General features: G+C 64.2%; 21 protein-coding genes and 1 tRNA gene. 9 read left to right on the top strand and 13 right to left on the bottom strand.

Features of this window, described 5'->3' with window-relative positions; translation table 11 throughout:
- From WOC76_RS14275 to WOC76_RS14265, 3 genes are all read right to left on the bottom strand, one after another.
- Positions 1–1,011: a ribonuclease Z gene (locus tag WOC76_RS14275; protein WP_341105966.1), complete on the bottom strand. Its 1,011-nt coding sequence runs from the start codon at positions 1,009–1,011 to the stop codon at positions 1–3.
- Positions 1,012–1,023: 12 nt separating this feature from the next.
- Positions 1,024–3,870, bottom strand: a complete 2,847-nt coding sequence (locus WOC76_RS14270) for an AMP-binding protein (protein ID WP_341388767.1) — start codon at positions 3,868–3,870, stop codon at positions 1,024–1,026.
- Between the two features lie 164 nt (positions 3,871–4,034).
- Entirely contained in the window at positions 4,035–4,352 is a 318-nt protein-coding gene (locus tag WOC76_RS14265) for a c-type cytochrome (RefSeq protein WP_341105971.1), read from the bottom strand.
- A 171-nt stretch (positions 4,353–4,523) separates the two neighbouring features.
- On the opposite strand from WOC76_RS14265, the gene WOC76_RS14260 reads away from it, so the two are divergent.
- Together WOC76_RS14260 and WOC76_RS14255 are read left to right on the top strand one after the other, a co-directional pair.
- Positions 4,524–5,171 carry a cytochrome b/b6 domain-containing protein gene (locus WOC76_RS14260; RefSeq protein ID WP_341105973.1) on the top strand — a complete coding sequence of 216 codons (648 nt, stop codon included), beginning with the start codon at positions 4,524–4,526 and terminating at the stop codon, positions 5,169–5,171.
- The gene (locus tag WOC76_RS14255) at positions 5,168–5,917 is read left to right on the top strand and encodes a molybdopterin-dependent oxidoreductase (RefSeq protein ID WP_341105975.1); all 750 of its coding nucleotides are present in this window, start codon (positions 5,168–5,170) and stop codon (positions 5,915–5,917) included. Before WOC76_RS14260 ends, WOC76_RS14255 begins: the two co-directional genes overlap by 4 nt.
- A 114-nt stretch (positions 5,918–6,031) precedes the next feature.
- On the opposite strand, the gene WOC76_RS14250 is transcribed toward WOC76_RS14255, so the two are convergent.
- Together WOC76_RS14250 and WOC76_RS14245 are read right to left on the bottom strand one after the other, a co-directional pair.
- Positions 6,032–6,526, bottom strand: a complete 495-nt coding sequence (locus WOC76_RS14250) for a PAS domain-containing protein (RefSeq protein ID WP_341388759.1) — start codon at positions 6,524–6,526, stop codon at positions 6,032–6,034.
- Complete coding sequence (locus WOC76_RS14245) at positions 6,523–6,996, bottom strand: SRPBCC family protein (protein ID WP_341105978.1); 474 nt, start codon at positions 6,994–6,996, stop codon at positions 6,523–6,525. The genes WOC76_RS14250 and WOC76_RS14245 overlap by 4 nt, the downstream gene beginning before the upstream one ends.
- Positions 6,997–7,236: 240 nt before the next feature.
- On the opposite strand from WOC76_RS14245, the gene WOC76_RS14240 reads away from it, so the two are divergent.
- Positions 7,237–8,040 (top strand): sterol desaturase family protein, encoded by an 804-nt coding sequence (locus WOC76_RS14240; RefSeq protein ID WP_341105980.1) that lies wholly within the window; start codon positions 7,237–7,239, stop codon positions 8,038–8,040.
- A 310-nt stretch (positions 8,041–8,350) separates the two neighbouring features.
- Entirely contained in the window at positions 8,351–8,866 is a 516-nt protein-coding gene (locus WOC76_RS14235; RefSeq protein WP_341105984.1) for an ABC transporter permease, read from the top strand.
- A 315-nt stretch (positions 8,867–9,181) separates the two neighbouring features.
- On the opposite strand, the gene WOC76_RS14230 is transcribed toward WOC76_RS14235, so the two are convergent.
- Together WOC76_RS14230 and WOC76_RS14225 are read right to left on the bottom strand one after the other, a co-directional pair.
- Positions 9,182–10,441, bottom strand: coding sequence for a glycoside hydrolase (locus tag WOC76_RS14230; RefSeq protein ID WP_341388754.1), 1,260 nt, complete (start codon positions 10,439–10,441; stop codon positions 9,182–9,184).
- Positions 10,442–10,494: 53 nt separating this feature from the next.
- Entirely contained in the window at positions 10,495–11,772 is a 1,278-nt protein-coding gene (locus WOC76_RS14225; RefSeq protein WP_341105989.1) for a family 1 glycosylhydrolase, read from the bottom strand.
- A gap of 305 nt (positions 11,773–12,077) precedes the next feature.
- Between WOC76_RS14225 and WOC76_RS14220 the strand changes: the two genes are divergently transcribed.
- Complete coding sequence (locus WOC76_RS14220) at positions 12,078–12,596, top strand: nucleoside deaminase (RefSeq protein ID WP_341431460.1); 519 nt, start codon at positions 12,078–12,080, stop codon at positions 12,594–12,596.
- A gap of 60 nt (positions 12,597–12,656) precedes the next feature.
- On the opposite strand, the gene WOC76_RS14215 is transcribed toward WOC76_RS14220, so the two are convergent.
- The 5 genes from WOC76_RS14215 to WOC76_RS14195 form a co-directional block, all read right to left on the bottom strand.
- Positions 12,657–12,911, bottom strand: coding sequence for a hypothetical protein (locus WOC76_RS14215; RefSeq protein WP_341105991.1), 255 nt, complete (start codon positions 12,909–12,911; stop codon positions 12,657–12,659).
- A 97-nt stretch (positions 12,912–13,008) separates the two neighbouring features.
- Positions 13,009–13,527 (bottom strand): cupin domain-containing protein, encoded by a 519-nt coding sequence (locus WOC76_RS14210; RefSeq protein ID WP_341105993.1) that lies wholly within the window; start codon positions 13,525–13,527, stop codon positions 13,009–13,011.
- A 404-nt stretch (positions 13,528–13,931) separates the two neighbouring features.
- Positions 13,932–14,007 (bottom strand) — tRNA-Ala (locus tag WOC76_RS14205).
- A 126-nt stretch (positions 14,008–14,133) separates the two neighbouring features.
- Entirely contained in the window at positions 14,134–15,495 is a 1,362-nt protein-coding gene (locus WOC76_RS14200; RefSeq protein ID WP_341388746.1) for a PleD family two-component system response regulator, read from the bottom strand.
- Positions 15,496–15,507: 12 nt separating this feature from the next.
- A complete protein-coding gene (locus tag WOC76_RS14195; RefSeq protein ID WP_341105994.1) occupies positions 15,508–15,882 on the bottom strand; it encodes a response regulator in 375 nt (124 codons plus the stop codon).
- 77 nt (positions 15,883–15,959) lie between these two features.
- Between WOC76_RS14195 and WOC76_RS14190 the strand changes: the two genes are divergently transcribed.
- Complete coding sequence (locus WOC76_RS14190) at positions 15,960–16,268, top strand: DUF3572 family protein (RefSeq protein WP_341105996.1); 309 nt, start codon at positions 15,960–15,962, stop codon at positions 16,266–16,268.
- On the opposite strand, the gene WOC76_RS14185 is transcribed toward WOC76_RS14190, so the two are convergent.
- Complete coding sequence (locus tag WOC76_RS14185; protein WP_341105998.1) at positions 16,265–16,684, bottom strand: GlcG/HbpS family heme-binding protein; 420 nt, start codon at positions 16,682–16,684, stop codon at positions 16,265–16,267. The genes WOC76_RS14190 and WOC76_RS14185 overlap by 4 nt on opposite strands.
- A 175-nt stretch (positions 16,685–16,859) precedes the next feature.
- Here WOC76_RS14185 and WOC76_RS14180 point away from each other — a divergent pair, with 175 nt between their 5' ends.
- The 3 genes from WOC76_RS14180 to glcF are packed head-to-tail and all read left to right on the top strand — an operon-like array spanning position 16,860 to position 20,869.
- A complete protein-coding gene (locus tag WOC76_RS14180) occupies positions 16,860–18,353 on the top strand; it encodes an FAD-linked oxidase C-terminal domain-containing protein (protein ID WP_341105999.1) in 1,494 nt (497 codons plus the stop codon).
- A gap of 4 nt (positions 18,354–18,357) precedes the next feature.
- Complete coding sequence (glcE, locus tag WOC76_RS14175; protein ID WP_341106002.1) at positions 18,358–19,578, top strand: glycolate oxidase subunit GlcE; 1,221 nt, start codon at positions 18,358–18,360, stop codon at positions 19,576–19,578.
- A 1-nt stretch (position 19,579) separates the two neighbouring features.
- Positions 19,580–20,869, top strand: a complete 1,290-nt coding sequence (gene glcF, locus WOC76_RS14170; RefSeq protein ID WP_341106004.1) for a glycolate oxidase subunit GlcF — start codon at positions 19,580–19,582, stop codon at positions 20,867–20,869.
- The last annotated feature ends 4 nt before the right edge of the window (positions 20,870–20,873 follow it).

Below are 20,873 nucleotides of genomic sequence, written 5' to 3'. Positions count from 1 at the left end.
TCAGCGTCCGAGAAAGGCGGCCTGCGCCTCCTCGGCAAGACGCTCACCCTCGCCGCGATAGCGGGGAGAATAATGGAAGGTGACGAGTCTTTTGGCGCGCGCGAGTCTGCCGATGACGCCGGCTTGACGCGCCGTCAGGTGGCGCCGCTGCGCGGCCACCGCCGCGTCGACGTCGGAAAACGTGGCCTCTATGAAGAGCGTATCGGCGTCGCCGGCGAGCGCAAGGATCCTGTCGACATTCGCGACTGTGAACGAGCAGTCGACGACATAGGCGATCTTGCGGCCGCTCGACATATGCATGATTTCGTTTCTGAGCTGTCCGAGCGGTAGGGTTACTGGCGCAGCCGGATCGGGAGCGCGCCAAGAAACTTTGATGGGAAAATCATCCGAAGCGCCAGTCAGGATCGCTTCCTTGAAGTTGCGCAGCCAAGGTCCGACCGCCAGTCCCTCAGACTCGACCTTATTGCGCCAGACGTTGATCTGCGCCCGTTCTTTGAGCGCGAAGGCGAGAACCGGAACGCCATGATCGAGCGTTGTCGCATGAACCTGAATTCCGGCCTCTTTCAGCAGGACGCCATCCGCTTGGGCGTCTAGCTTCAAAGGCGCGCGAGAGAAGCGCTCGTGGCCAGAAAACAGGGCCGCGATCATGCGGCCAGCCGAATCCATCTCCGTGACGCGGAAGCTCACATTGCCTTCGTATCCTTCGAGGAGATTCCAGGTATACGCCCGGAGCTTGTGTTCGACGGCGTCGATCATGCCCGGCGGCCCATAGACATTGATGATTTTCTCGCGGCCGAGCGTGCGGCGCAAAAACTGGTCAAAGCCCGCGAAATGATCCATGTGGCGATGGCTGACGAAGATATCGCTGATGCGCAGAATCTTGCGTGGAGGAATTACAGCGATGTCGCCGGCATCGAACAGTAGCGCGCGCTTCTCGAAAGCGAGATCGACGTAAAGAGCGGGGTCTTCGAAGCGATCGTTGACCAGCGTGGGATCGAAATGGCGGGGCATCGCGACGGCTTTTCAGACTTTCGGTTTCACCAGCTGATCGATGTCTGGTTCGCCACAATGTTCGAGCACAAAGGCCCGCGCTTCGTCACGCAGTTTGACGACGCTTGCAAAATCGCAGCCGCAAGACCGCAGCGGCGCTCCGATCTCGAGGCCGAGGGCGGCCCATCGGGGAAACCATTGGCCGCCGCGCAGCATCGAGCGGGTCCCGCGCAGCGCGCCGGGGACGATCTCGAGGCCCGCGTCGGCGGCGGTCTTGAATGCGCCGAGGTAAAAGCCCGTAAGGCCGGCCCGGCGCGTGAAGGTGCCTTCGGGAAAGAACACGAGATTGCGCCCCTCCTGAGCGGCTGCGCGCAGCGCATCGACATCTGCGACGCTCGCCGCAACGTCGAAGCGTTCGACGAATTGCACGCCGAGGCGGCGCAGGAAGGGCCCCGCGAAAATCTGTCCGGCCAGCTCCTTCTTGGCCACATAGACAGGTTCGCCCGGCAGAAAGGCCGTCAGCATGATGACATCTGCGTAGCTTGCATGATTGAAAACGAGCGCGGCGTTTCTTTGGGGAATATGTTCGAGACCCCTCGCTTCCACTGGGACGCGCAAGGCGGCGAGGGTGGAGCCCGCGATCTTTCTGATGAAGGCCCAGCGGCGCTGCAATCCCGGCAGCGTCATTACGCCGAGCCAGGCGGCGGCGTAGCCGAGGCCAACGACGCTCCACCACCAGACCGCATAGGCGACGCTTCTCACAGAAGCGAGAACGCGGCGCCACTGCGGGCCAAGGCCGGCAAACGCCAGCCGCGCGAGCTGCCGCCAGACCGCATGGCCCCTGGCCCCGAGATTTCCCTGCTCGTATAGCGCCTTGGCGGCGCCGCGCCGGATTTTTCCGCTCGAGGTCTTGGGCGCCGAACGTGGCGGGGCGAGCACAATGTCGTCCGCCAAAGCGCCGCTCACTTCGCTGATGATCTGCTGCGCCCGCGCCACGAGCTTCTCCCGCGCCTCTGGATCGGTCTCGGCGGTTTCCGCCACCACCACCACGCGCTCGGTCGCGGAGCGCGGGTCGAGCGCGCCGAAGACGGCGACGCAGCCTTTGCGAATGCCCGGAATGAGGCCGACGGCCTCCTCGATTTCCTGCGGATAGAGATGGCGGCCGGCGCGGATGATGATGTCCTTGATCCGTCCGGTGATGAATATGTCGCCATTCGCCATATAGGCGCGGTCGCCGCTGTCGAGCCAGCCGTTCCGGACGAGTTCGCGGGTCTTGGCCTCGTTGCGAAAATAGCCGGCTGTCGCCGACGGGCCGCGAAACTCCAGCCGCCCTTCGCGCCGTTCGGCGAGCTCGCGCCCGTTGGCGTCGACGATGCGGATCTCGTGGCGGGGCAGGGGCTGCCCGCTTGCGACGAATTCCATGGCTTTCGGATCATTTGCGCGCGCGGGCTTCGCCAGGCCCTCGCGGGTCAGGGCGTCGCGGTCGACCCGATCGATGACGGGCGGCCGGCCGGGCGGCGGAAAGGCGAGGCCGACGGCGTTTTCGGCAAGGCCATAGACCGGCGTCATCGCCTCCGGCCTGAAACCGTAGCGGCTGAATTTCTCGATGAAGCGCCGCAGCGTGTAAACGCTCACCGGCTCGGCGCCATTTGCGACCATGCGAAGCGCGCTGAGATCGAGACCTTGCAGGCTTGCCGCGTCAGTCTTGTTGACGCAGAGCTCGAAGCCGAAATTCGGCGACGCGCTCAATGTCGCCCGATAGCGGTGCAGGGCCCAGAGCCAGTTGGCCGGGCGCGTGAGGAAGCTGACCGGAGACATGACATAGAGAGGCGCCGCGAAATAGAGACTCCCCAGCCAGGCGCCGATGAGGCCCATGTCGTGATAGAGCGGCAGCCAGCTCACGAAGACGTCTGATGAGCTGGCGTTTATCGCTTCTCCCATGGCGCGTATGTTGGCGAGGAGATTTGCGTGGCTGAGCACGACGCCCTTTGGGTCGCCCGTGCTTCCGGAGGTGTATTGGATCAGCGCCGTCTGTCCTGCGTCGCGCATCTTCGGCGGCGCGAGATCGCCGTCGGACTCCAGAGTCGCGGCGCTTTCCACAGATTCGAGGCTTTCGACCTGCGCCCGCAGCAGCGCGGCAAGCGCGAGCCCCTCTGGCAGGGTGATCAGCATCCGCGCGCCGGCGTTTTGCAATATCCCGGCCTGCCGGCGCAGGTGATCCTCGATCTGGGCGAGGCGCAGCGGCGGATAGATCGGCACGGGCGCCGCGCCCGCATAGAGAACGCCGAAAAAGACGGCGAAAAAGTCGAGCCCCGTTGGCAGCATGATCGCCACCCTGTCGCCTGGGGCGATGTCGCGCGCAATGAGGCCCGAGGCGATACGGCGGGCTCGCCGCGCCAGACCGCCATAGGTGAAGGCTCCGATTTCGGTTCGGTCGTCTTCCAGCGCCGTCAGATGGAGGCGGTCCGGGTGGCGCGCCACATGCCACTCCAGCGCCTCGTTGAGGGTTTGCGCCTGCATGGGGGCCTGCGCCGGCGGAAGCGGCTCCGCCGCCGGGGCTCGTATCTGTGCGCCGGCGTCTCCAGGGAGCGCGTGCTCGATCGCGGCCAGAAGATCGCCGACGGTTTCCGCCTGGCTGACGCGATCCATGGCCAATCGCAGGTGAAACGTTCTTTCGATGCGGGCCGTCAGTTCGGTCCGCGCAAGGCTGTCGACGCCGAGATCCTGCTCGAGCCGGCTGGACATGGAGATATCGGGTTTCAGGCCCTGCCTCGGCCGCAATTCACACACCAGCGCCTGTATCAGCGCGACGAGGGCGCCTGCGTTCGAGGCGCCCGCCTGCGGAGTCTCGGGCTCGCGATTCCTGGCCTTATCGTCCATTTGACGGCTCGCAGTCCGGGCCTGTCCCGAGGCGGGCAGGCCGGCGCCGCCAAAATAGCTGCGCCCTTTCTATGTAATTCAGCACGAAGGTGCAGACAGTCCGCACGGGATGCGGCGCCGCACCGCGTCGCAAGAGCTCCCGGCGCGGCCGCCGCCTGGCCGGGTCAGCGTTTCGCGCGGGAATAATAGCGGGCAAGGGCGCGCATTTCCTGGTCGGAAAGTTTCTGGCCCATGATCAGCATGGTTTCATGCGGGCGCCTTCCCGTCTGAAAGGCCTGAAGCTGCTGGAGCAGATAGCGCTCGCTCCTGCCCGCGATCGAGGGCGTCTGATCCGGCACGGCGGAGACGCCGTTCACGCCGTGGCACGTGTCGCATTCCATGCGCAGGCCGGCGAGGCTCTCGCTTTCGGCCGCGAGGGCGGGGGAGAGGGCGAAGAAGAGCGGGGCGGCGAGGCGGGCGAGACGTTTCACTATGAATGTCATGTCCAATGTCGTCGGTCTCAGGAAAGGCTTCGACCTTTGTAAAAGGAGTGCAACGCAGCATCAACGTTAACCGGCGCGCCTGCGTTTTCTGGCGGAATTCACGGCCATTTTGGCCGAAGGATTGCGCTTGCGGGCTCTTGGGTCTGGTAACAAGAGCGCGAGGGGGGCGCGATGCAGAAGAAGGCGGTTTCGAAAGAGCGGGGGAAAATCATCCATCCGCTCTTCGTGCGCGTGACGCATTGGATCAACGCCTTCGCCGTTTTCGCGCTGCTGATGAGCGGCCTGAGGATCTACAACGCCGCCCCCCTCTACGATCTGCGCTTCCCGCCGGAACTGACGCTCGGCGGCTGGCTCGCCGGCGCGCTTGCCTGGCATTTCGCCATGATGTGGGTTCTGCTGCTGAACGGGCTCGCCTATCTCGGCTATGGGATCTTTTCCGGGCACTTCGTGCGCAAGCTTCTGAGCTTCGGCGCGATGGCCGCCTATCGCAACGTCAGGCTGGAGATGAAGCATCTGCTCCTGCACGGAACCGGCGAATACAACATTGTGCAGCGCATCCTTTACGTCGTGGCCGTGGCTGATCTCGTGGCCCTATTTTTTACTGGACTGACGTTGTGGAAACCGGTCCAGTTTCAGGGACTGACGAATTTTCTTGGCGGCTACGATCAGGCTCGCCATATTCATTTCATGGGCATGTCGGTGCTGGCCGCCTTCATCGTCGTCCATGTGGGGGTCGCCCTCGCGGTGAAGGGAACGATCAAGTCCATGGTGACGGGAAGGCTCGCTGCGCAGCAGGTGGAGAGGCGGGAGCGTCGATGAAGAGCAGGAAATCGTCTCGCGGTCCTTCGCTCGCCGGTTTCAAGCCCCGGCTCGAGCGCATCGAGCGCCGGCTCTTTCTGAAGCAGGGGCTGTCTCTCGGCGCGCTATCGCTGCTGTCGGGCTGCACATTGAAGGACGAGGACGCGATCGACCGGCTGCTGTGGGGCATGTCGCATTGGAACGATCGCGTGCAGGCGGCCCTGTTCGATCCCAACAAGCTCGCGCCGACCTACTCGGAGTCGGAGGTCGTGACGCCGTTCCCCTTCAACGCCTATTACGAGGCGGCGCTGGCTCCGATCATCGACGGCGAGACCTACAAATTGGGGCTTTCCGGGCTGATCGAGGACAAGCGCGGCTGGACGCTCACGGAACTTGCCGCCCTGCCGCAAGAGACGCAGATCACCCGTCTCGTCTGCGTCGAGGGATGGAGCGCGGTCGGCAAATGGCGGGGCGCACCGCTCAAGACATTCCTGGAGCGCATCGGCGCGGATCTCACCGCAAAATATGTCGGGTTCCAATGCGCCGACAAATATTGGACGAGCATCGACATGCCGACGGCCTTGCATCCGCAGACGCTGCTCGTGCTCGACTTTCCTGAGACGAAATACGGATATCCGGTAAGAATTCGAATGCCGACCAAGCTCGGATTCAAGAATCCGAAATTCGTAACCGAGATTTTCGTGACGAACGACTATCCGGGCGGCTACTGGGAAAAGCAGGGCTACAATTGGTTCAGCGGCTCCTGACGATTTCGCGGAATCGCACTGTTCGACGCGTATAGAGACTTCGCCTGTTATGGAACGCGTAAAAGTCCCTCCCCGCGAGGGGAGAGACGATCGAGGCGGTCGACGCCGGCCGGTCTAAACGTCGGACAGGGTCAGCTTCTCGTTCAGATGCTTGATTTCTTCCTGCGCTTTGACCTGGTCGGTGATGTCATACTGAACGCCCAGGAAATAGACCACATTACCACGATCGTCGAAGAGCGGTTTCACCACGAGCCGATTGAAGAAGAGCTCGCCGTTCCTCCGATAGTTTCTGAGCGTGACTTCCACGGGCTCGCCCTTCTTGATCGCGGCGCGCAGGCGATCGAGCTCCGGCTGGCTACGATCGGCCCCTTGCAGGAAGCGGCAATTGCGGCCGATGATTTCTTCCTGCGGATAGCCGCAGATATCTTCGAACGCCTTGTTCGCATAAACGATGGGCGAATCTTCGAGGTCGGGATCGCTCAGCGTGACGCCGTTCACGCAGGAGTCCAATATCTGTGTCAGCACATGCGGGATGACGCCATTATCTTTTTGCACGACGAACATGATGTTTCCCTCGTTTACTGTTCCGGCCGCCGCTGCGGCGTTCACGCGGGCGCCCCGCTCTCGAGGAGGCGCTTGATGTTTTCGACGGTCTGATCCGCGCCTTCCTGTAGCGCGGTCCGAATGAGTTTCTGGAAGGGACGCATCACGAGGTCGAGTTCCTTGAGCTCGAAAGTGAACACGATGCGGGTCGATCCCTCGCTCTCCGCGTGAAACGCATAAGAAGAGCGAAAGGGCTCCGACAGACCTTCGATTTCGAATACGCTCGCCGGCGCGAACGCCGCGACTTGAAAAGTGGATTCGCTGTCGATGCCTCTGTCCCGCGTCACCTGCCGGCCCAAACTTCCCTCACGCACGGGCGGCGGCGAAAGCTCCTGCAACTCTACGACCTGGGGGCACCAGCGTGGATAATTGTTGAAGAAGCCTTCCCCGATGAAGGCGTACGCTTTCGCAACAGGACATGCGACGACATCCTCCGATCGACCGGCGACCGGCTTTGTTCCCCCGATGCCGAGCATGAAACCCCTCCTGACGATCTTGATCGGCGCGACCTATGCCTTCATATATACGATCAATAAAACGGTCGTAACCGGTCATTCCCGGCCAATTTCCGAACGAATTCGCAGGGCTTAAACCTTGGAAGGCGCGCCGGGATGAGGTGAAAGGCGTTTTTTTCGTAACGACGGCGTGTGGCGTAGTCGCCCGGGCCGGGGCGCAGCATCCCGGCGGGCGTCGCCGCGCCTTCTGGGGAGCGGCTCATGAATACGTCGGGCATCGAGGGCTATCTTTTTGGCGTGGCGGGGTTGCTGTTTGCGGCGCTCCTCGTGTTGGAGAAAAAATTTCCCTACAAGCAGGTTCCCCGAGAGGAGTTGAAAAAATCCTTCGCGACAAATACCGGGGCGTTTCTACTCAATAATCTGATCATGAGCGTTTTCTCGATCTCGAGCCTGCTGCTCGTCGCGTCGAACTACGCTCACTACGGGCTTCTGGGGCAGATGCAGGACGGCCCGCTGAAGTGGGTTCTGAGCTTCATTCTTTTCGATTTCGCCGTTTATGTCTGGCATTATCTCGGCCACAGATACGAGTTCCTGTGGCGTTTCCACAAAATCCATCACAGCGACAAGAGCTACCACGTCACCACCGGCCTGCGGTTCCATGTGCTGGACCAGTTTCTGGAAGTGTTGGTGAAATGCATTTGCGTCGTGCTGTTCGGCGTCCCCGCGAGCATCGTCGTGGTCTGCGAGATCGTACGGATGTTCTTCGTGCTCTTCCACCATGGAAATTTCACTTTCCCCGGCGAGCAGCTGCTGTCATATGTCATCATCACGCCGCGGCTGCACCGCGCCCATCATTCGACGCTGCGGGTCGAGCATGACAGCAATTATGGCATCGTGCTCTCCGTGTGGGACATGATCTTCGGCACCAGAAAAGACCTCGTGCCCGTCAATATCGGTTTGGAGCTGATCGAGGCGGAGAACATCGTCCAGCTTTTCAGCTTGGCCTTTCTCACCGAGCGGCGCTTGGCGCGTCTTCTGCACCTGGTGCCGCGTCGGCGCAGCTGAGGCTCGGAACCGCGAGGATTTGGCCGCGGGGCGAGGGGGGTGCCCTCGGGACTCGTCTCCGGAAATGCTGATTCGATGGGCGGCGGGACGCATGCGGAGCCTATCTCCGCTCTTCCGCCTGCGGCGAATTATCCACAGCCCGTGTACAACTACATGATGTCGTTGAGACTATGCGCCGGCACGCGAGCGTGGGCGTGGCGTTAACTTCCCTTCTGGGTTGAGATTTTTCGACTTTTCTTGCCAAATGCTTAAAGTTTCGCAGTCGCGTAAGTCGGTGAAATCGTTTTTTGGCAGGATCCCGGGGGGTGTCGTGGGTACTTTGGACCTCGACCAAGTCGTCAGCAGATATATCCAACAGGACGAGTCGGCTCTCCAGTTGCGAGGGGCGAAGCGCCGACCAGGCCACAGCGAGGACTCAACGACCTCGGTGCTGGGGCTCGTTTCCGAGGCTGCGGCTTCGATCAGGCAACGAGAGCAACAGGCGACAAACGCTGTGGCGCGCGCCCATAATGCGGCGAAGGCGGTGAAGCAGCAGTTGCAGAGCGCCGAAGCCCGGGCCGAGCGCGCGGAGGCAGTTCTGCGGGAAGCGGAAAACGAGCTCACGGAACTGACCGCGAAAGTGGCGCAGGCCCATAAGGACATCGAGCTCCTGCATTCGTATCTCGCGGCGAAGGAGGCCGAAATCACGTCGACCGAGAATCGCGCCGTGAGCGCGGAGCGACGTGGGACGGACGCCGAGGCGACCATCCAGAGAATCGTCGAGGCGATACGACGTGAGTTTCCTGCCAAGAGCGGTCATGCCCCCGAGCGGAGCCGGGGTTCCTGATTGTGTGGCGGCCCGTGCGTGTGGAATGGCGGACTTTGGGCGGCGGCTCTATCGAGAGGGCGGTAGAACTATTGTGTAGTTAGTTCCCCCTCCCACCTGCCCGGGTCCCTCAGGACTCGGGCTCATTTTTTTCCGAGCCCGCGCTGTGGCGAAAAATGGGTGCGGGTTGGCGGGAAAAGGCGGTTTTGGATCGCCGAACCCGACTAGCTTGAGGTTACGTCGTCTTGCCGACGACACAAGACGACGAACTTGGAGCCCGGCCAAATGGCCGGGTTTCTTTTTGCGTCCGCCCGAGGCGCTGGCGCCCGCGATTTTCTAGCGAAGCCGAGAAGCTTTGCGCAGCGCGCTGCGGGGAATGGTCGCGATCCGGCTCTCCTGATGCGGCCTTTCGCCGGGGCGGACCGGCGACGCGTCCTTCATCGGTGACGTCATCCGGCGGTGGAGCGCCTCGACTTTTTCGGCCGAACGCAGCGCGTCGAGCATCGGCGTGCAGACGAGACGACCCGCGGTAGGATCCCGGTGACAGAGAGGGTCCCACAGGCCCATCGGAGTCCACACGTCCCGGTCGTGCCATTCCGGCATGCCGAGGATCGGATAGAGGCAGACGCCCCGCAGCGGTTCGCCGTCGCTGAGCAAGGTCTCCGCCATCGCGGCCACCTCGCGCAGCCACGGCCCGCGGTTGTGGCCGATGTGGCTTGTTTCCGTGATCATCACCTCGCGGCCGTAGCGTTTGCAGACCGCGCGCACGAGCTCCGCGAGCGGCGCGCGGCGCGTATCATCGTCGGCGAGCGGCGGGATGACGCCCTTCGAGTCAGGGGGGCCGTCCAGCTCCCATTGATTGGTCCAGTAGTAATTGATCCCGACCACGTCGAGATGCTTGGGGCTGCCGCCGAGTTCCGGAAGCAGGCGGCCGCAGAGCATATCCCACGACTGAAAGACCAGCCGCTCGTTGAAGTCCCGTGCTTGCTCCTCGAGGTCAGGCCTGTCGCGAGGCGCGGCGACGCGGCACAGGGGATCGACGTTGACGATGCGGGCCTCGGGGCAGGCGGCGCGGATGGCGTCGACGCCGGCGATCGCCGCGCGCGCGAGCGCCACCTTCAGCTCCCAGCCGCGCCCGGTCGCATGGGGCGCGAAAAGCCCCTTCTCCCCTGCGGCGTAAGCCATGAAGGACGGTTCGTTCACAGGCGTGAAGAGATAGGGCCCCTCCGAGCGGGACATGACGAAGCGCGCGACGGAATAGCAGTAATCCGCGAAGCGGCGCGGAAAGAGGTTCGACCACAGGTCCACATCCGTCGGAAAGCCGTAGTGGAAGAGATCCCAGATCACATCGACGCGGTGGCGTTTCGCGGCCTCTATGAACGGCTTCACCGTTGAAAAATCATGCCTCCCAGCCGTGTCGACGAGCGGCCATCGTATGGTTTCGCGCGCGGCGTGGAGACCGAGCCGCGCAATATCCCGATAGTCCTGTTCGAGCGTCCTGTCGTGGCCCGTCGCCGCGACCTGGTCGAACCACTCTCCATGGCGGTTGTACCCGGTCGACCCCTCGAAGCCCGCGAAAAAGAAACTGCGAAACATGCTTGCTCCTTTCGCATTCTGCAGGAAGCAAAAGCCGGAGGTCGGAAGCCTCTCTAACCGGCGCGCATCGGGCCGCGGGCGGCGCTTGCAGCCAGCGCGCCGACGGGCGCCGCGCCCCCACGCACGAGGTTGCGATAGGCGCCGACCAGCGGCGTCTCGATGCGCGCCAGCTCGCCGTCAGGATCGGGATCGAGATCCCACAAACCCATCTGCAGAAGATGATCGTGCAGCCGCCGTTGGCCCTGGCGGTAGGCCCAGGTCACGAGCGCGAACATCGGCCACCACGTATAGCCAACCATGGGAACGCCGTCGGCGCGCAACCGTCTCACGGCGGCGACCGACTGGCGCAGCCAATCCAGCCGCCGCGCGGGCGCGCCCTTGTCGGCCGTCTCCGAAATCATCAGCGGCGCGCCGTAGCGTTCGAAATACATGCGCCCGACCTTGTCGACGAGCGCGCCCGAGGCGTGCGGCATTCGGATTCGCAGGCGTCCAGATGCGTCGCGCAGAAGGCGCTTGCTCGTAAAGATCGGATAGAGATTGACGCCGATGATCGGCAGATCGAGCGGCTGATGCAGGAAGCTTTGGAGAACTTCCTCCTCGGCGCCCTCGCTGACGAGCCAGCTCCAAAGCGCATGGCGCCGGTCGACCCGGCCGCTGATCAGATCCAGCGCGAGAAAGACGATGTCCTGCCGCCGCCGCGTCTCCGCCGCAAGAGCCGGATCGTCCGTATCGAAGACATCGGTGGCGTCGACATGAAAGGGAACGATGTCGGGATCGACCTGCTTCAACGCGCGCACTGTTTCGACGATGCCCTGGCAGATCGCGAGCATGAGCGCGACGAAGCCGCGCCAGCTCCTTTCGTAGGGCGGCCACCAGCCGAGACGCCCGCAATACCATGCGGTGATTCGCGGTTCGTTGAGCGGCGTGAACCATTTCACCCGCCCGCGAAAACGCTCGGCAATGCGCGCCGCATATTCGGCGACGTAATAGGGATAGTCCGGATTGAGAAAGGCGCGTTCGATCCACGGCGGCAGGCCGTAATGCACGAGATCGACGATCGGGTCGATCTTCAGGGCGAGCATTCGCTCCAGAGCGGCGTCGACAAAGCCCCACGCCCAGACGTTGGGCGCAGGCTGGATCCGGTGCCAGGGAACGCCATAGCGCGCACAGGGAACGCCCAATTGCGCCATGAGCGCCAGATCCGCGCGCCAGCGTTCGTAGTGTCCCGTCAGCTCATATTCGTCGAGCGTGCGCCCGGTTCGCGGATGCGGCGCGGTGATGAACGTATCCTCGACGCCGACTGCCCACAAAAAGGAGTCAGGCGCGGCCAATCGTCCGATTTCCGGGGCTGGCGGGAGCGCGTTCAAGCGTGGTCGTCCAAGGTCCCGCCAGCTCTGGCGCCATGCCGTCGCGGCGCTGGCCGGGTCTGGAGACGTCTCGCGTGGGACCGCATGGGGCCTCCGTTCGATTTGGTCGGGTCGAACCTCGAACGGGAATAACCAAATGGTTGCGACCGGGTTCCCGCGGCGCCGTCGAGTGGCGAACCGGCTGCGAAAAGCCCGCGCGTCTGGGCGTCTTGATGGCGCGGTCCCGAAAGGCATCTCTAAAAGGGGCAGGGAGTTCGTCCGGTGTTTTGATGATCGATCGGCTGTTTTCTTCTGCGACGACGGGGCCGGGGCCGTCCCCGGCCGATCTCGCGCATATGGCGGAGGCGGTCAGGCTGATGCGTCAGACGGGGGTGATCGACAAGACCGGCGGACCCTTCGGCGCCGTCATCGTCAGGCGCGCCGAAGTGCTCGCAGCCTGTGGGAACAGCGTTCTCGGAGACAACGATCCCACCGCGCATGCTGAAATCAATGCAATCAGGATGGCATGCAAGAAAGTAGGCTCGCCGCATCTGGACGGGGCGGCCATGTTCACGAGCTGCGAATGCTGCCCCATGTGCTACGCCGCGGCGCGATGGGCGCATATCGGGAAAATCTATTTTGCCGCCTCCTGGGCGGATTACGCCGATCTTTTCGACGATTCGTCCATTGGCCGGGACATGCTGAAACCGCTGACCCAGCGCTCTATCCGCGTGGCGCAGCTGATGCGGGCCGAAGCGGTGGAGGTATGGCGCGAATATCGCGCGCTCTCCGAAAGGGATCCCTATTAGGCGCAACCGGCGCGGCCCCGTTGGAGGACCGTCGCTCGGTTGCTGGTTATCTCGGGATCCCTACTTGGGTTTGTACCAGGGGACGAAAAAGCCGAAAATGCCCGAGAGAACCGCAAAGACGATGACCGTCGCGACGATGATCGGGATTTCCGTCGTTCCCCAAAGGGCGAGAATCAATCCCAGAACAGCGCCGGCGGCCCCGCATATGAGGACGCTCGGCGTCAACGCCATGTCGAACTCGACCATGCCGCCGTATTTGTCTGCGTCTTTCCCTGACGTCCGGGAATCGTTCTTGCGTGAATCGTCGTGGGTCATGTCCCACCCCCTGTTCGCGCCGCAGCGTTTCTACCTAGGGCGGCTGGCCGGCGCCGCCAGGCAGGGCGGGGCTGCCTGGGCCGCCGGCTCCTGCGCATCAGTCCTGTCGCTGGGCGGACCCGCGGTTCGCCGAGGGCGCGACATTGAGGCGAGGATCGTCTCTCGGATCGACGTAATCGATCCCCCAAGGCCCGGTCGAGCTGATCTGGAGGACGGTCTCTTCATCAGCGAAGACGTAATGCGCGACCTCGGGCGGCATGGCCATGAAACCCCCGACTCCGATGGGCTTGGCGGCGCGCCTGTCCGCTTTCGGCCCCATTCCCAGACTGAACTTGCCAGTGAGGATCGTGACGACCTCAACCGTTGGATGGGTGTGGGGCGGGATGTAGTAATCTTTCGGGATTCTGACCCGAAGCGCGAATATGCCCTCTTTCGCCGGGTCGCCGTAGAGAACCGCCGCCTGCGCTCCTGCCGGGAGCGAGGCGGGCGCCGGCCCCCATTTCACATCCTGCGGCAGGATAATCGTTTCGGCTGGCTCGGGCTGCGCCACAGAGGCAAAAGCGGCGGCGGCGGCGATGGCCACGCCGGCGGCGGCCGTCAGAATCTTGCGTTTCATGAGCTTCTCCTCGGGTCGAAGCACAAGGAACGCGCTATCCCTTCAAGGGTTCGAGCCTCGTTGTCGCCTGCTCAATGACTGGCTGCCCGTTCTGCCGAGCACAGCCCCCCTCGCCCTCATGGTCGGCCGCCTTAGGTCAATGGACGGTGTTACCCCGCTTGTCTCGTGAGTCCGCCATGTCTGACCAAGCAATAGCCCTTGCCGTAACCCTGATGGCCTTCCTGATTCTGATCTTTGCGGTGTTCAGGATCACGACGATCTGATCCATCGCGCTGCGTGAGGCTGAGCCGTCGATGAACCGGCGGTCGCAACGCTGCGTGAACAAGCCTCTATGGCCATCGCAGCGCGTTCGTACGGTTCGCGCGTCGAGTTCTGTCGTTGTTGATTATTAGCTTGGAACTGTTTGGTGGAGCCAGACGGAATCGAACCGACGACCTCTTCAATGCCATTGAAGCGCTCTCCCAACTGAGCTATGGCCCCATCCTTTTTTACGGGCCTCTTGGGGGAGGCTTCGGCCGACGCGCGGCGTCGACGGGCGCTGTATAGTTCAGGCGGGCGCGGCCTGCAAGCCCGCTGTCGAATTTTATGCGCCAATCTTCGCCGGCGTCAGGCGGCGGCCGCCGTTACGCGGTTTCTGCCTGCGGATTTCGAGGCGTAAAGCGCCTTGTCCGAGCGATGGAGAAGGGCGTCGGCGTCGGCCTCCGCGCCGCGTTCGGCGATGCCGATGGACGTTGTCACCGGAATCGTGCGGCTGCCCTTTGAGTCGGTCGGGAACCGTTCGTTTTCGACGGCGGCGCGCACCCGCTCGGCCACGCGCGCGGCGATGGGGAGCGGCGTATCGGGCATCACCACCACGAATTCCTCGCCACCGAGCCGGCAGACGAGGTCCGCGCCACGCAAGACGCGCTTGATTCGCCGGGCGAAGACCTTGAGCACTTCGTCGCCGGCGTCGTGGCCGTAGGTGTCGTTCACCGCCTTGAAATGATCGATGTCCAGAATCATCAGCGACAGCGGCTGGCCCTTGCGCGCGGCCTTGTCGAGCGCCTGGGTGAGATGGGTCTCCAGAAAGCGCCTGTTGTTGAGGCCAGTCAGCGGATCGACGACCGCAAGCTCTATCGCGGCCTGGACGTTGTCCCGCAGCGAATCGGCATATCGCTTGCGACGCAGCTGCGTGCGGACGCGGGCGACCAGCTCATTGCGGTCGATGGGGCGCAAGATGTAGTCGTTTACGCCGAGGTCGAGCCCGCGGAGAATGCGCGGCCGGTCTTCCTCATCGGCAAGCAGCAGAATCGGGACCGAACGGGTGCGCTCGAGCGAGCGTAGCTGGCTGCACAGGCGCAGGGCGTCGAAATCGGCCAGATTGAGGCTGATGACAATGAGTTCGTAGCTGTTCTCGGCGGCGCGAAACAATGCCTCCTGAGGGTCCGCTTCGGTTTCGAGGTCATGGTAGCCGCGCAGAGACGTGACGATGCGGTCGACGGTGCTGGGCCTGTCCTCCACGAGGAGAATGCGGCCGCGCGCCCCGTCGTTGGGCTCGCGGGAGGTGAGGCCGAGATCGACGGAGGTGCTGGCGCGGGCGCGCAGTTCATCGAGCATGATCTTGAGGCGCGTCAGGGAGCGCACGCGGGCAATCAGCGCCAGCTCGTCCACCGGCTTGGTGAGAAAATCGTCGGCGCCGCATTCCAGGCCGCGGACGCGGTCGGCGGGCTGGTCGAGCGCCGTCACCATCACCACCGGAAGATGCATAGTGGCGGGGTCCGCCTTCAGTCGGCCGCAGACCTCGAAACCGTCCATGCCGGGCATCATCACATCGAGCAGCACAATGTCGCAGCCGCCGCTGCGGCACAACTCGAGGGCCTGCGGACCGTTCGTCGCGGAGACCACGTCGAAATATTCCGCCGACAGGCGGGCTTCGAGCAATTTGACGTTGGGGAGGAGATCGTCGACGACGAGGACGCGAGCGGTCACGGCGGGCGCCTCCTAAGGCTTTTCCGCGAGGAACGAATTGACGGTTTCCAGAAACTTCGCCACCGAGATCGGCTTGGAGAGATAGGCTTCGCAGCCGCCCTGGCGAATTTTCTCCTCGTCTCCCTTCATGGCGAAGGCGGTGACGGCGATGATGGGAATGGCGCGCAACTCCTCGTCGTCCTTGAGCCAGCGCGTCACTTCCAGCCCGCTGACCTCGGGCAGCTGAATGTCCATCAGGATCAAATCGGGGCGATGATCGCGCGCGAGCGCGATCGCCTCCACGCCGCTCTTCGTGCGCAGCGTGGCGTATCCGTTCGCCTCCAACAGATCGTTGAAGAGCTTCATATTGAGTTCGTTATCCTCTACGATGAGGACGGTTTTCTTCATGGACCCACTCTCGATGCCACGCTTAGGGCGGGGACCTTCGCGCGCCGTCAGAGATTTAAATTAGCACGGAAATCTTAATGAAAGCCGGCAGGATCGAGTCGAATCACAATGGGATTGGCGTCGATGGTCCGGCGGCGTCCGAGCTGGCGCTGCTGGCCCTCGCCTATCTCGCGCAGGACGAGGATCGCGTCGCGCGTTTTCTGGCCCTGACCGGGCTCGATGCGGGCGACGTGCGCGCGCTCGTCGCCGACCGCGGCTTCCAGCTGGCGGTGCTCGATCATCTTGCCGGCGACGAAACTATGCTGATGGATTTCGCCGCCGGAATATCGACGCCGCCCGACGCCGTGGGGCGCGCCCGCCGCGCGCTTGGCGGCGGAGACCTTTAGGCTTTCTCACCCCCTCCATTGAGGGCGTCTGCGCCGGCCCTGGCCACAATCCCGTCTTCGAAAGACTGCACGCCGGATACGCCGATCGCGCCGACGACCTGGCCTTCGTGCAGCAGCGGCAGCCCACCTTCGACCGGGGTGATATGCGGCAGGCTGAGCAGCGCCACGCGGCCGCCGGCGACCGTTTCCTCCAGCGCCTTGGTGGGGCGCCGAAACAGCGCGGCGGCGCGCGCCTTGTGCTGGGCGATGTCGCAGGAGGCGGGCTGCACTCCGTCGAGGCGCTCCAGATAGACGAGGAGGCCCGCGTCATCGACGATGGCGATCACGACGCTCCAGTCGTTGCGCCGCGCTTCCTCCGCCGCGGCGGCGGCGGCGCGCTTGGCGTCGGCGAGCGACAGGGCGAATTTCGTTTTCATGAGTTCTCCTTCTGGCATCCCTACCTAGCGTCGGTCAGGCTTGCGCTCGGCTGGGCGATTTCCAAAGCCAAACAAAATCCTTTAGGAAATCCCACGGCAGGGCGGCGGGCGCAATGGCCCGGCGGCCAGCGGGCTGCGCCTATGCCGGAAGACGACGCGCAAGGAGGCGCCCGCCATGACGCTCATCATGCCCGCGCCGGAGCCCGAGATTCTCGCGCGCCGCGAGGAACTCGTCGAGCGGCTCTCCGCCATCCTTCCCGAGTCCGGCCTCATCGTCGACGAGACCGCGCGCCGGGCCTATGAATGCGATGGTTTCACCATGTATCGGGCGCTGCCGCTCGTGGTGGCGCTGCCCGAGACGGTGGCGCAGGTGAGCGCGATCATGGCGCTCGCCGCCGAGATGAACGTCAAGATCGTGCCGCGCGGCGCGGGAACCTCGCTCTCCGGCGGCTCCATGCCGCTCGAGGACGGCATTCTTCTCGGCCTGTCGAAGTTCAACCGCGTCCTCGAGATAGATTACGAAAACCGTTGCGCCCGCGTGCAGCCCGGCGTGCAGAACCTCGCGATCACGCGCGCCGTGGAGGGCAGGAGCTTCTATTATGCGCCCGATCCGTCCTCCCAGATCGCCTGCTCCATCGGCGGCAATGTCGCGGAAAACGCCGGCGGCGTTCACTGTCTCAAATACGGGCTGACCACCAACAATATCCTCGGGCTCGAAGTCGTGCTGATGGGCGGCGAGATCGTGCGGCTCGGCGGCAAGCATCTCGACAGCGAGGCCTATGATCTGCTCGGCCTCATGACCGGTTCGGAGGGATTGCTCGGCGTCGTGACGGAAGTCACCGTCCGTATCCTGCCAAAGCCCGCCGTCGCACGTTGTCTTCTCGTCGGCTTCCCGAGCGTGACGGCCGGCGCGCACTTCGTCGGCGCCGTGATCGCGCGCGGGATCATTCCGGGCGGCATGGAAATGATGGACAAGGCGACGATCCACGCGGTCGAGCGTTTCCAGCCCTGCGGCTATCCGCTCGACGCGGAAGCCCTCGTGCTCGTCGAGCTCGACGGCACGCAGGCGGAAGTGGACCTTCTCGTCGGCGTCGTCGAGGCGATCGCGCGCGACGAGGGCGCGACCACGACGAAGATTTCGACGAGCGAGACGGAGCGCCTGCAATTCTGGGCGGGCCGCAAGAACGCCTTTCCCGCCGTTTCCTGCATCAAGCCCGATTATCTGTGCATGGACGGCACGATCCCGCGCGGGCGCCTGCCGGAGGTGCTCGCGGGGATGGACGAGATCGCAAAGGCCCAAGGCCTGCAGGTCGCCAATGTCTTTCACGCCGGCGACGGCAATCTGCATCCGCTGATTCTCTATGACGCGTCCATCGAGGGCGACGTGGCGCGCGCCGAGAAAGTCGGCTTCGACATTTTGCGCCTCTGCGTTTCCGTGGGCGGCGTGCTCAGCGGGGAACATGGCGTCGGCGTCGAGAAGCGCGATCTGATGGGCGAGATGTTCACCGAAACGGATCTCGAACAGCAGATGAGCGTCAAATGCGCATTCGACTCGATGAACCGCCTCAACCCCGGCAAGGTGTTTCCGACCCTGCATCGTTGCGCGGAATTCGGCATGATGCATGTCTCGGGCGGCAAGACGCCTTTCCCTGATCTGCCGAGGTTCTGACCGCATGGACGCCGCCGCGCTCGACACGCTTGAAATTCGCGACGCCGCCGATGCGGTGGAGGCGCTGCGCGCCGCCAATGCGCGCAACCAGCCGCTCGGCGTCATCGGCGCCGGGTCCAAGAGGCGACTTGGGCGCCATGCGCCGGCGCCGCGCGCGCTCTCGACGCGCGCGCTCGCGGGCGTGACGCTTTACGAGCCCGAGGAGCTCGTGATTTCGGCTGGCGCCGGCACGCCCCTCGCCGAGATCGAGTCGCTTCTCGACGCCCATCGCCAGCAGCTCGCCTTCGAGCCGATGGATCACGCGCCGCTTCTCGGCGGCGCGACGCGCAGCGCCACCATCGGCGGCGCGATCGCCGTGAACGCCTCGGGGCCGCGCCGCATCAAGGCGGGCGCCGCGCGCGATCATGTTCTCGGCTTTCACTGTGTGACGGGGCGCGGCGAGAAAGTGAAATCCGGCGGCCGCGTCATGAAGAACGTCACCGGCTACGATCTCTCCAAGCTCGTCTGCGGCTCCTATGGAACGCTCGCGCTTCTCACGGAAGTGACGCTGAAGGTTCTGCCCAAAGCGGAAACGGAGCAGACTTTGCTCGTCGTCGGTCTCGACGAGGCGCAGAGCCTCGCACAATTGCGTCGCGCGGCCGGATCGCCGCATGAGGCGTCGTCATTCGCCATGCTGCCCGCCGGCGCCGGCCCCTTGGGGCGAGACCGCAATGTTGCGGCGCTGCGTCTCGAAGGCCCCGAGATATCCGTGGCGACGCGGCGCGATGCGCTCGTCGCCGATCTTGCCGACAGCGGCGCCGAGTTCGAGACGCTGGCGCAGGACGCCTCCGCCGCGCTTTGGGCGTCGGTGCGCGACGCCGCGCCCATCGCCGGGCATTCCGGCCAGGTTTGGCGCCTGTCGCTCGCGCCGACCGATGGCGCCGAGGCGGTCGCGGCGCTGCGGCGCGGCGGCGCGCCGATCCTCGCGCATTTCTACGACTGGTGCGGCGGGCTCGTCTGGCTCTGTCTCGAAGCCGCGTCGGACGCCCATGCGCGCGCCGTGCGCGCCGCCGTCGACCGTTTCGGGGGCCATGCGACGCTCATTCGCGCTGCGGACGAGACGCGCGCGAAGGTCGATGTCTTTCACCCCCAGCCCGCGCCGCTCGCGGCTCTTACGCGACGCGTAAAAGAAAGTTTCGATCCGGCGCATGTTCTGGAGCGCGGACGGATGCGGGCGGAGTATTGAGATGCAGACGCACTTCTCGCTTGCGGCGCTCGCCGATCCCGACATGGCGCAATCGGAGAAAATCCTGCGCGCCTGCGTGCATTGCGGCTTTTGCACCGCGACCTGTCCGACCTATCTGCTCACCGGGGACGAGCTCGATTCCCCGCGCGGGCGCATCTATCTCATCAAGGAAATGCTGGAGAACGCGCATCCGGCCGATGCGCGCACGGCGCGGCACGTGGATCGGTGCCTGTCCTGTCTGTCCTGCATGACGACCTGTCCCTCGAGCGTGCATTACATGCATCTCGTCGATCATGCGCGCGCCCATATCGAGAAGACTTATCGCCGTGCCGTCGCGGACCGGGCGCTGCGCGCATTGCTCGCTGTTGTGCTGACGCGGCCCGCGCTGTTCAGGGTCGCGCTGCGCGCGGCGGCGCGACTCAAGCCCTTCGCCGGGCGGTTGCCCGCGCCCCTGCGCCCGCTTCTGGCGCTCGCGCCCGACAAGGTCTCGCCGCCCTCGCAGGTCGACCGCCCGCAAATTTTACCCGCCCTTGGCGTCCGCAGATTGCGAGTCGCCTTGCTGAATGGCTGCGCGCAGACCGTCCTCGACACGCGCATCAATGAAGCGACCGTGCGGCTGCTGACGCGCCATGGCGTCGAAGTCGTGGTGGCGCAGGGCGCGGGCTGTTGCGGCGCGCTCCCGCACCATCTGGGCAAGACCGGCCAGTCGCACGCGCTGGCGCGCCGCAATATCGAGGCCTGGACGCGCGAGATCGAAAATGGCGGCCTCGACCATATCGTCGTCAATACGTCGGGCTGCGGGACCAGCGTGAAGGACTATGGCTTCATGTTCCGCAACGATGCGAGGCTCGCCGAGAAAGCCGGACGTATTTCGGCGCTCGCCTGCGACGTGAGCGAACTCGTCGAGCGACTGGAGCTGACCCCGACCGGCGCCGCGCCGCGCCTGCGCGTCGCCTATCATTCCGCCTGCTCGCTTCAGCACGGCCAGAAGATCACGCGCGCGCCCGCGGCGGTTCTGGAGCGCGCGGGATTCGAGGTTCTGGCTGTTCCTGAGGGCCACATCTGCTGCGGCTCGGCGGGAACCTACAATCTTTTGCAGCCCGAGATGGCCGGGAAGCTTCGCGCGCGGAAGGTGGCCAATATCGAAAGCCTCGCGCCGGACGTCATTGCCGCCGGCAATCTTGGCTGCATGACGCAGATCGGCGCCGGAACGACGTTTCCGATCGTGCACACTGTGGAGCTTCTGGATTGGGCGATCGGCGGGCCGAGGCCAGAGAGTTTGGGACAATAGCCCC

This window comes from Methylocystis sp. IM3, assembly GCF_038070105.1.
In the GTDB taxonomy this organism is placed as follows: Bacteria; Pseudomonadota; Alphaproteobacteria; order Rhizobiales; family Beijerinckiaceae; genus Methylocystis.
This window is presented reverse-complemented; position numbering and strand designations above follow the sequence as displayed.

Coding starts and splice junctions, on each gene's coding strand:
- WOC76_RS14270 (WP_341388767.1), bottom strand. CDS start 3,870: ATGGACGATAAGGCCAGGAATCGCGAGCCCGAGACTCCGCAGGCGGGC.
- WOC76_RS14230 (WP_341388754.1), bottom strand. CDS start 10,441: ATGTTTCGCAGTTTCTTTTTCGCGGGCTTCGAGGGGTCGACCGGGTAC.
- WOC76_RS14185 (WP_341105998.1), bottom strand. CDS start 16,684: ATGAAAACGAAATTCGCCCTGTCGCTCGCCGACGCCAAGCGCGCCGCC.
- WOC76_RS14195 (WP_341105994.1), bottom strand. CDS start 15,882: ATGAAGAAAACCGTCCTCATCGTAGAGGATAACGAACTCAATATGAAG.
- WOC76_RS14240 (WP_341105980.1), top strand. CDS start 7,237: ATGAATACGTCGGGCATCGAGGGCTATCTTTTTGGCGTGGCGGGGTTG.
- WOC76_RS14265 (WP_341105971.1), bottom strand. CDS start 4,352: ATGACATTCATAGTGAAACGTCTCGCCCGCCTCGCCGCCCCGCTCTTC.
- WOC76_RS14190 (WP_341105996.1), top strand. CDS start 15,960: ATGAAAGCCGGCAGGATCGAGTCGAATCACAATGGGATTGGCGTCGAT.
- WOC76_RS14215 (WP_341105991.1), bottom strand. CDS start 12,911: ATGACCCACGACGATTCACGCAAGAACGATTCCCGGACGTCAGGGAAA.
- WOC76_RS14180 (WP_341105999.1), top strand. CDS start 16,860: ATGACGCTCATCATGCCCGCGCCGGAGCCCGAGATTCTCGCGCGCCGC.
- WOC76_RS14275 (WP_341105966.1), bottom strand. CDS start 1,011: ATGCCCCGCCATTTCGATCCCACGCTGGTCAACGATCGCTTCGAAGAC.
- WOC76_RS14220 (WP_341431460.1), top strand. CDS start 12,078: ATGATCGATCGGCTGTTTTCTTCTGCGACGACGGGGCCGGGGCCGTCC.
- glcE (WP_341106002.1), top strand. CDS start 18,358: ATGGACGCCGCCGCGCTCGACACGCTTGAAATTCGCGACGCCGCCGAT.
- WOC76_RS14260 (WP_341105973.1), top strand. CDS start 4,524: ATGCAGAAGAAGGCGGTTTCGAAAGAGCGGGGGAAAATCATCCATCCG.
- glcF (WP_341106004.1), top strand. CDS start 19,580: ATGCAGACGCACTTCTCGCTTGCGGCGCTCGCCGATCCCGACATGGCG.
- WOC76_RS14255 (WP_341105975.1), top strand. CDS start 5,168: ATGAAGAGCAGGAAATCGTCTCGCGGTCCTTCGCTCGCCGGTTTCAAG.
- WOC76_RS14245 (WP_341105978.1), bottom strand. CDS start 6,996: ATGCTCGGCATCGGGGGAACAAAGCCGGTCGCCGGTCGATCGGAGGAT.
- WOC76_RS14210 (WP_341105993.1), bottom strand. CDS start 13,527: ATGAAACGCAAGATTCTGACGGCCGCCGCCGGCGTGGCCATCGCCGCC.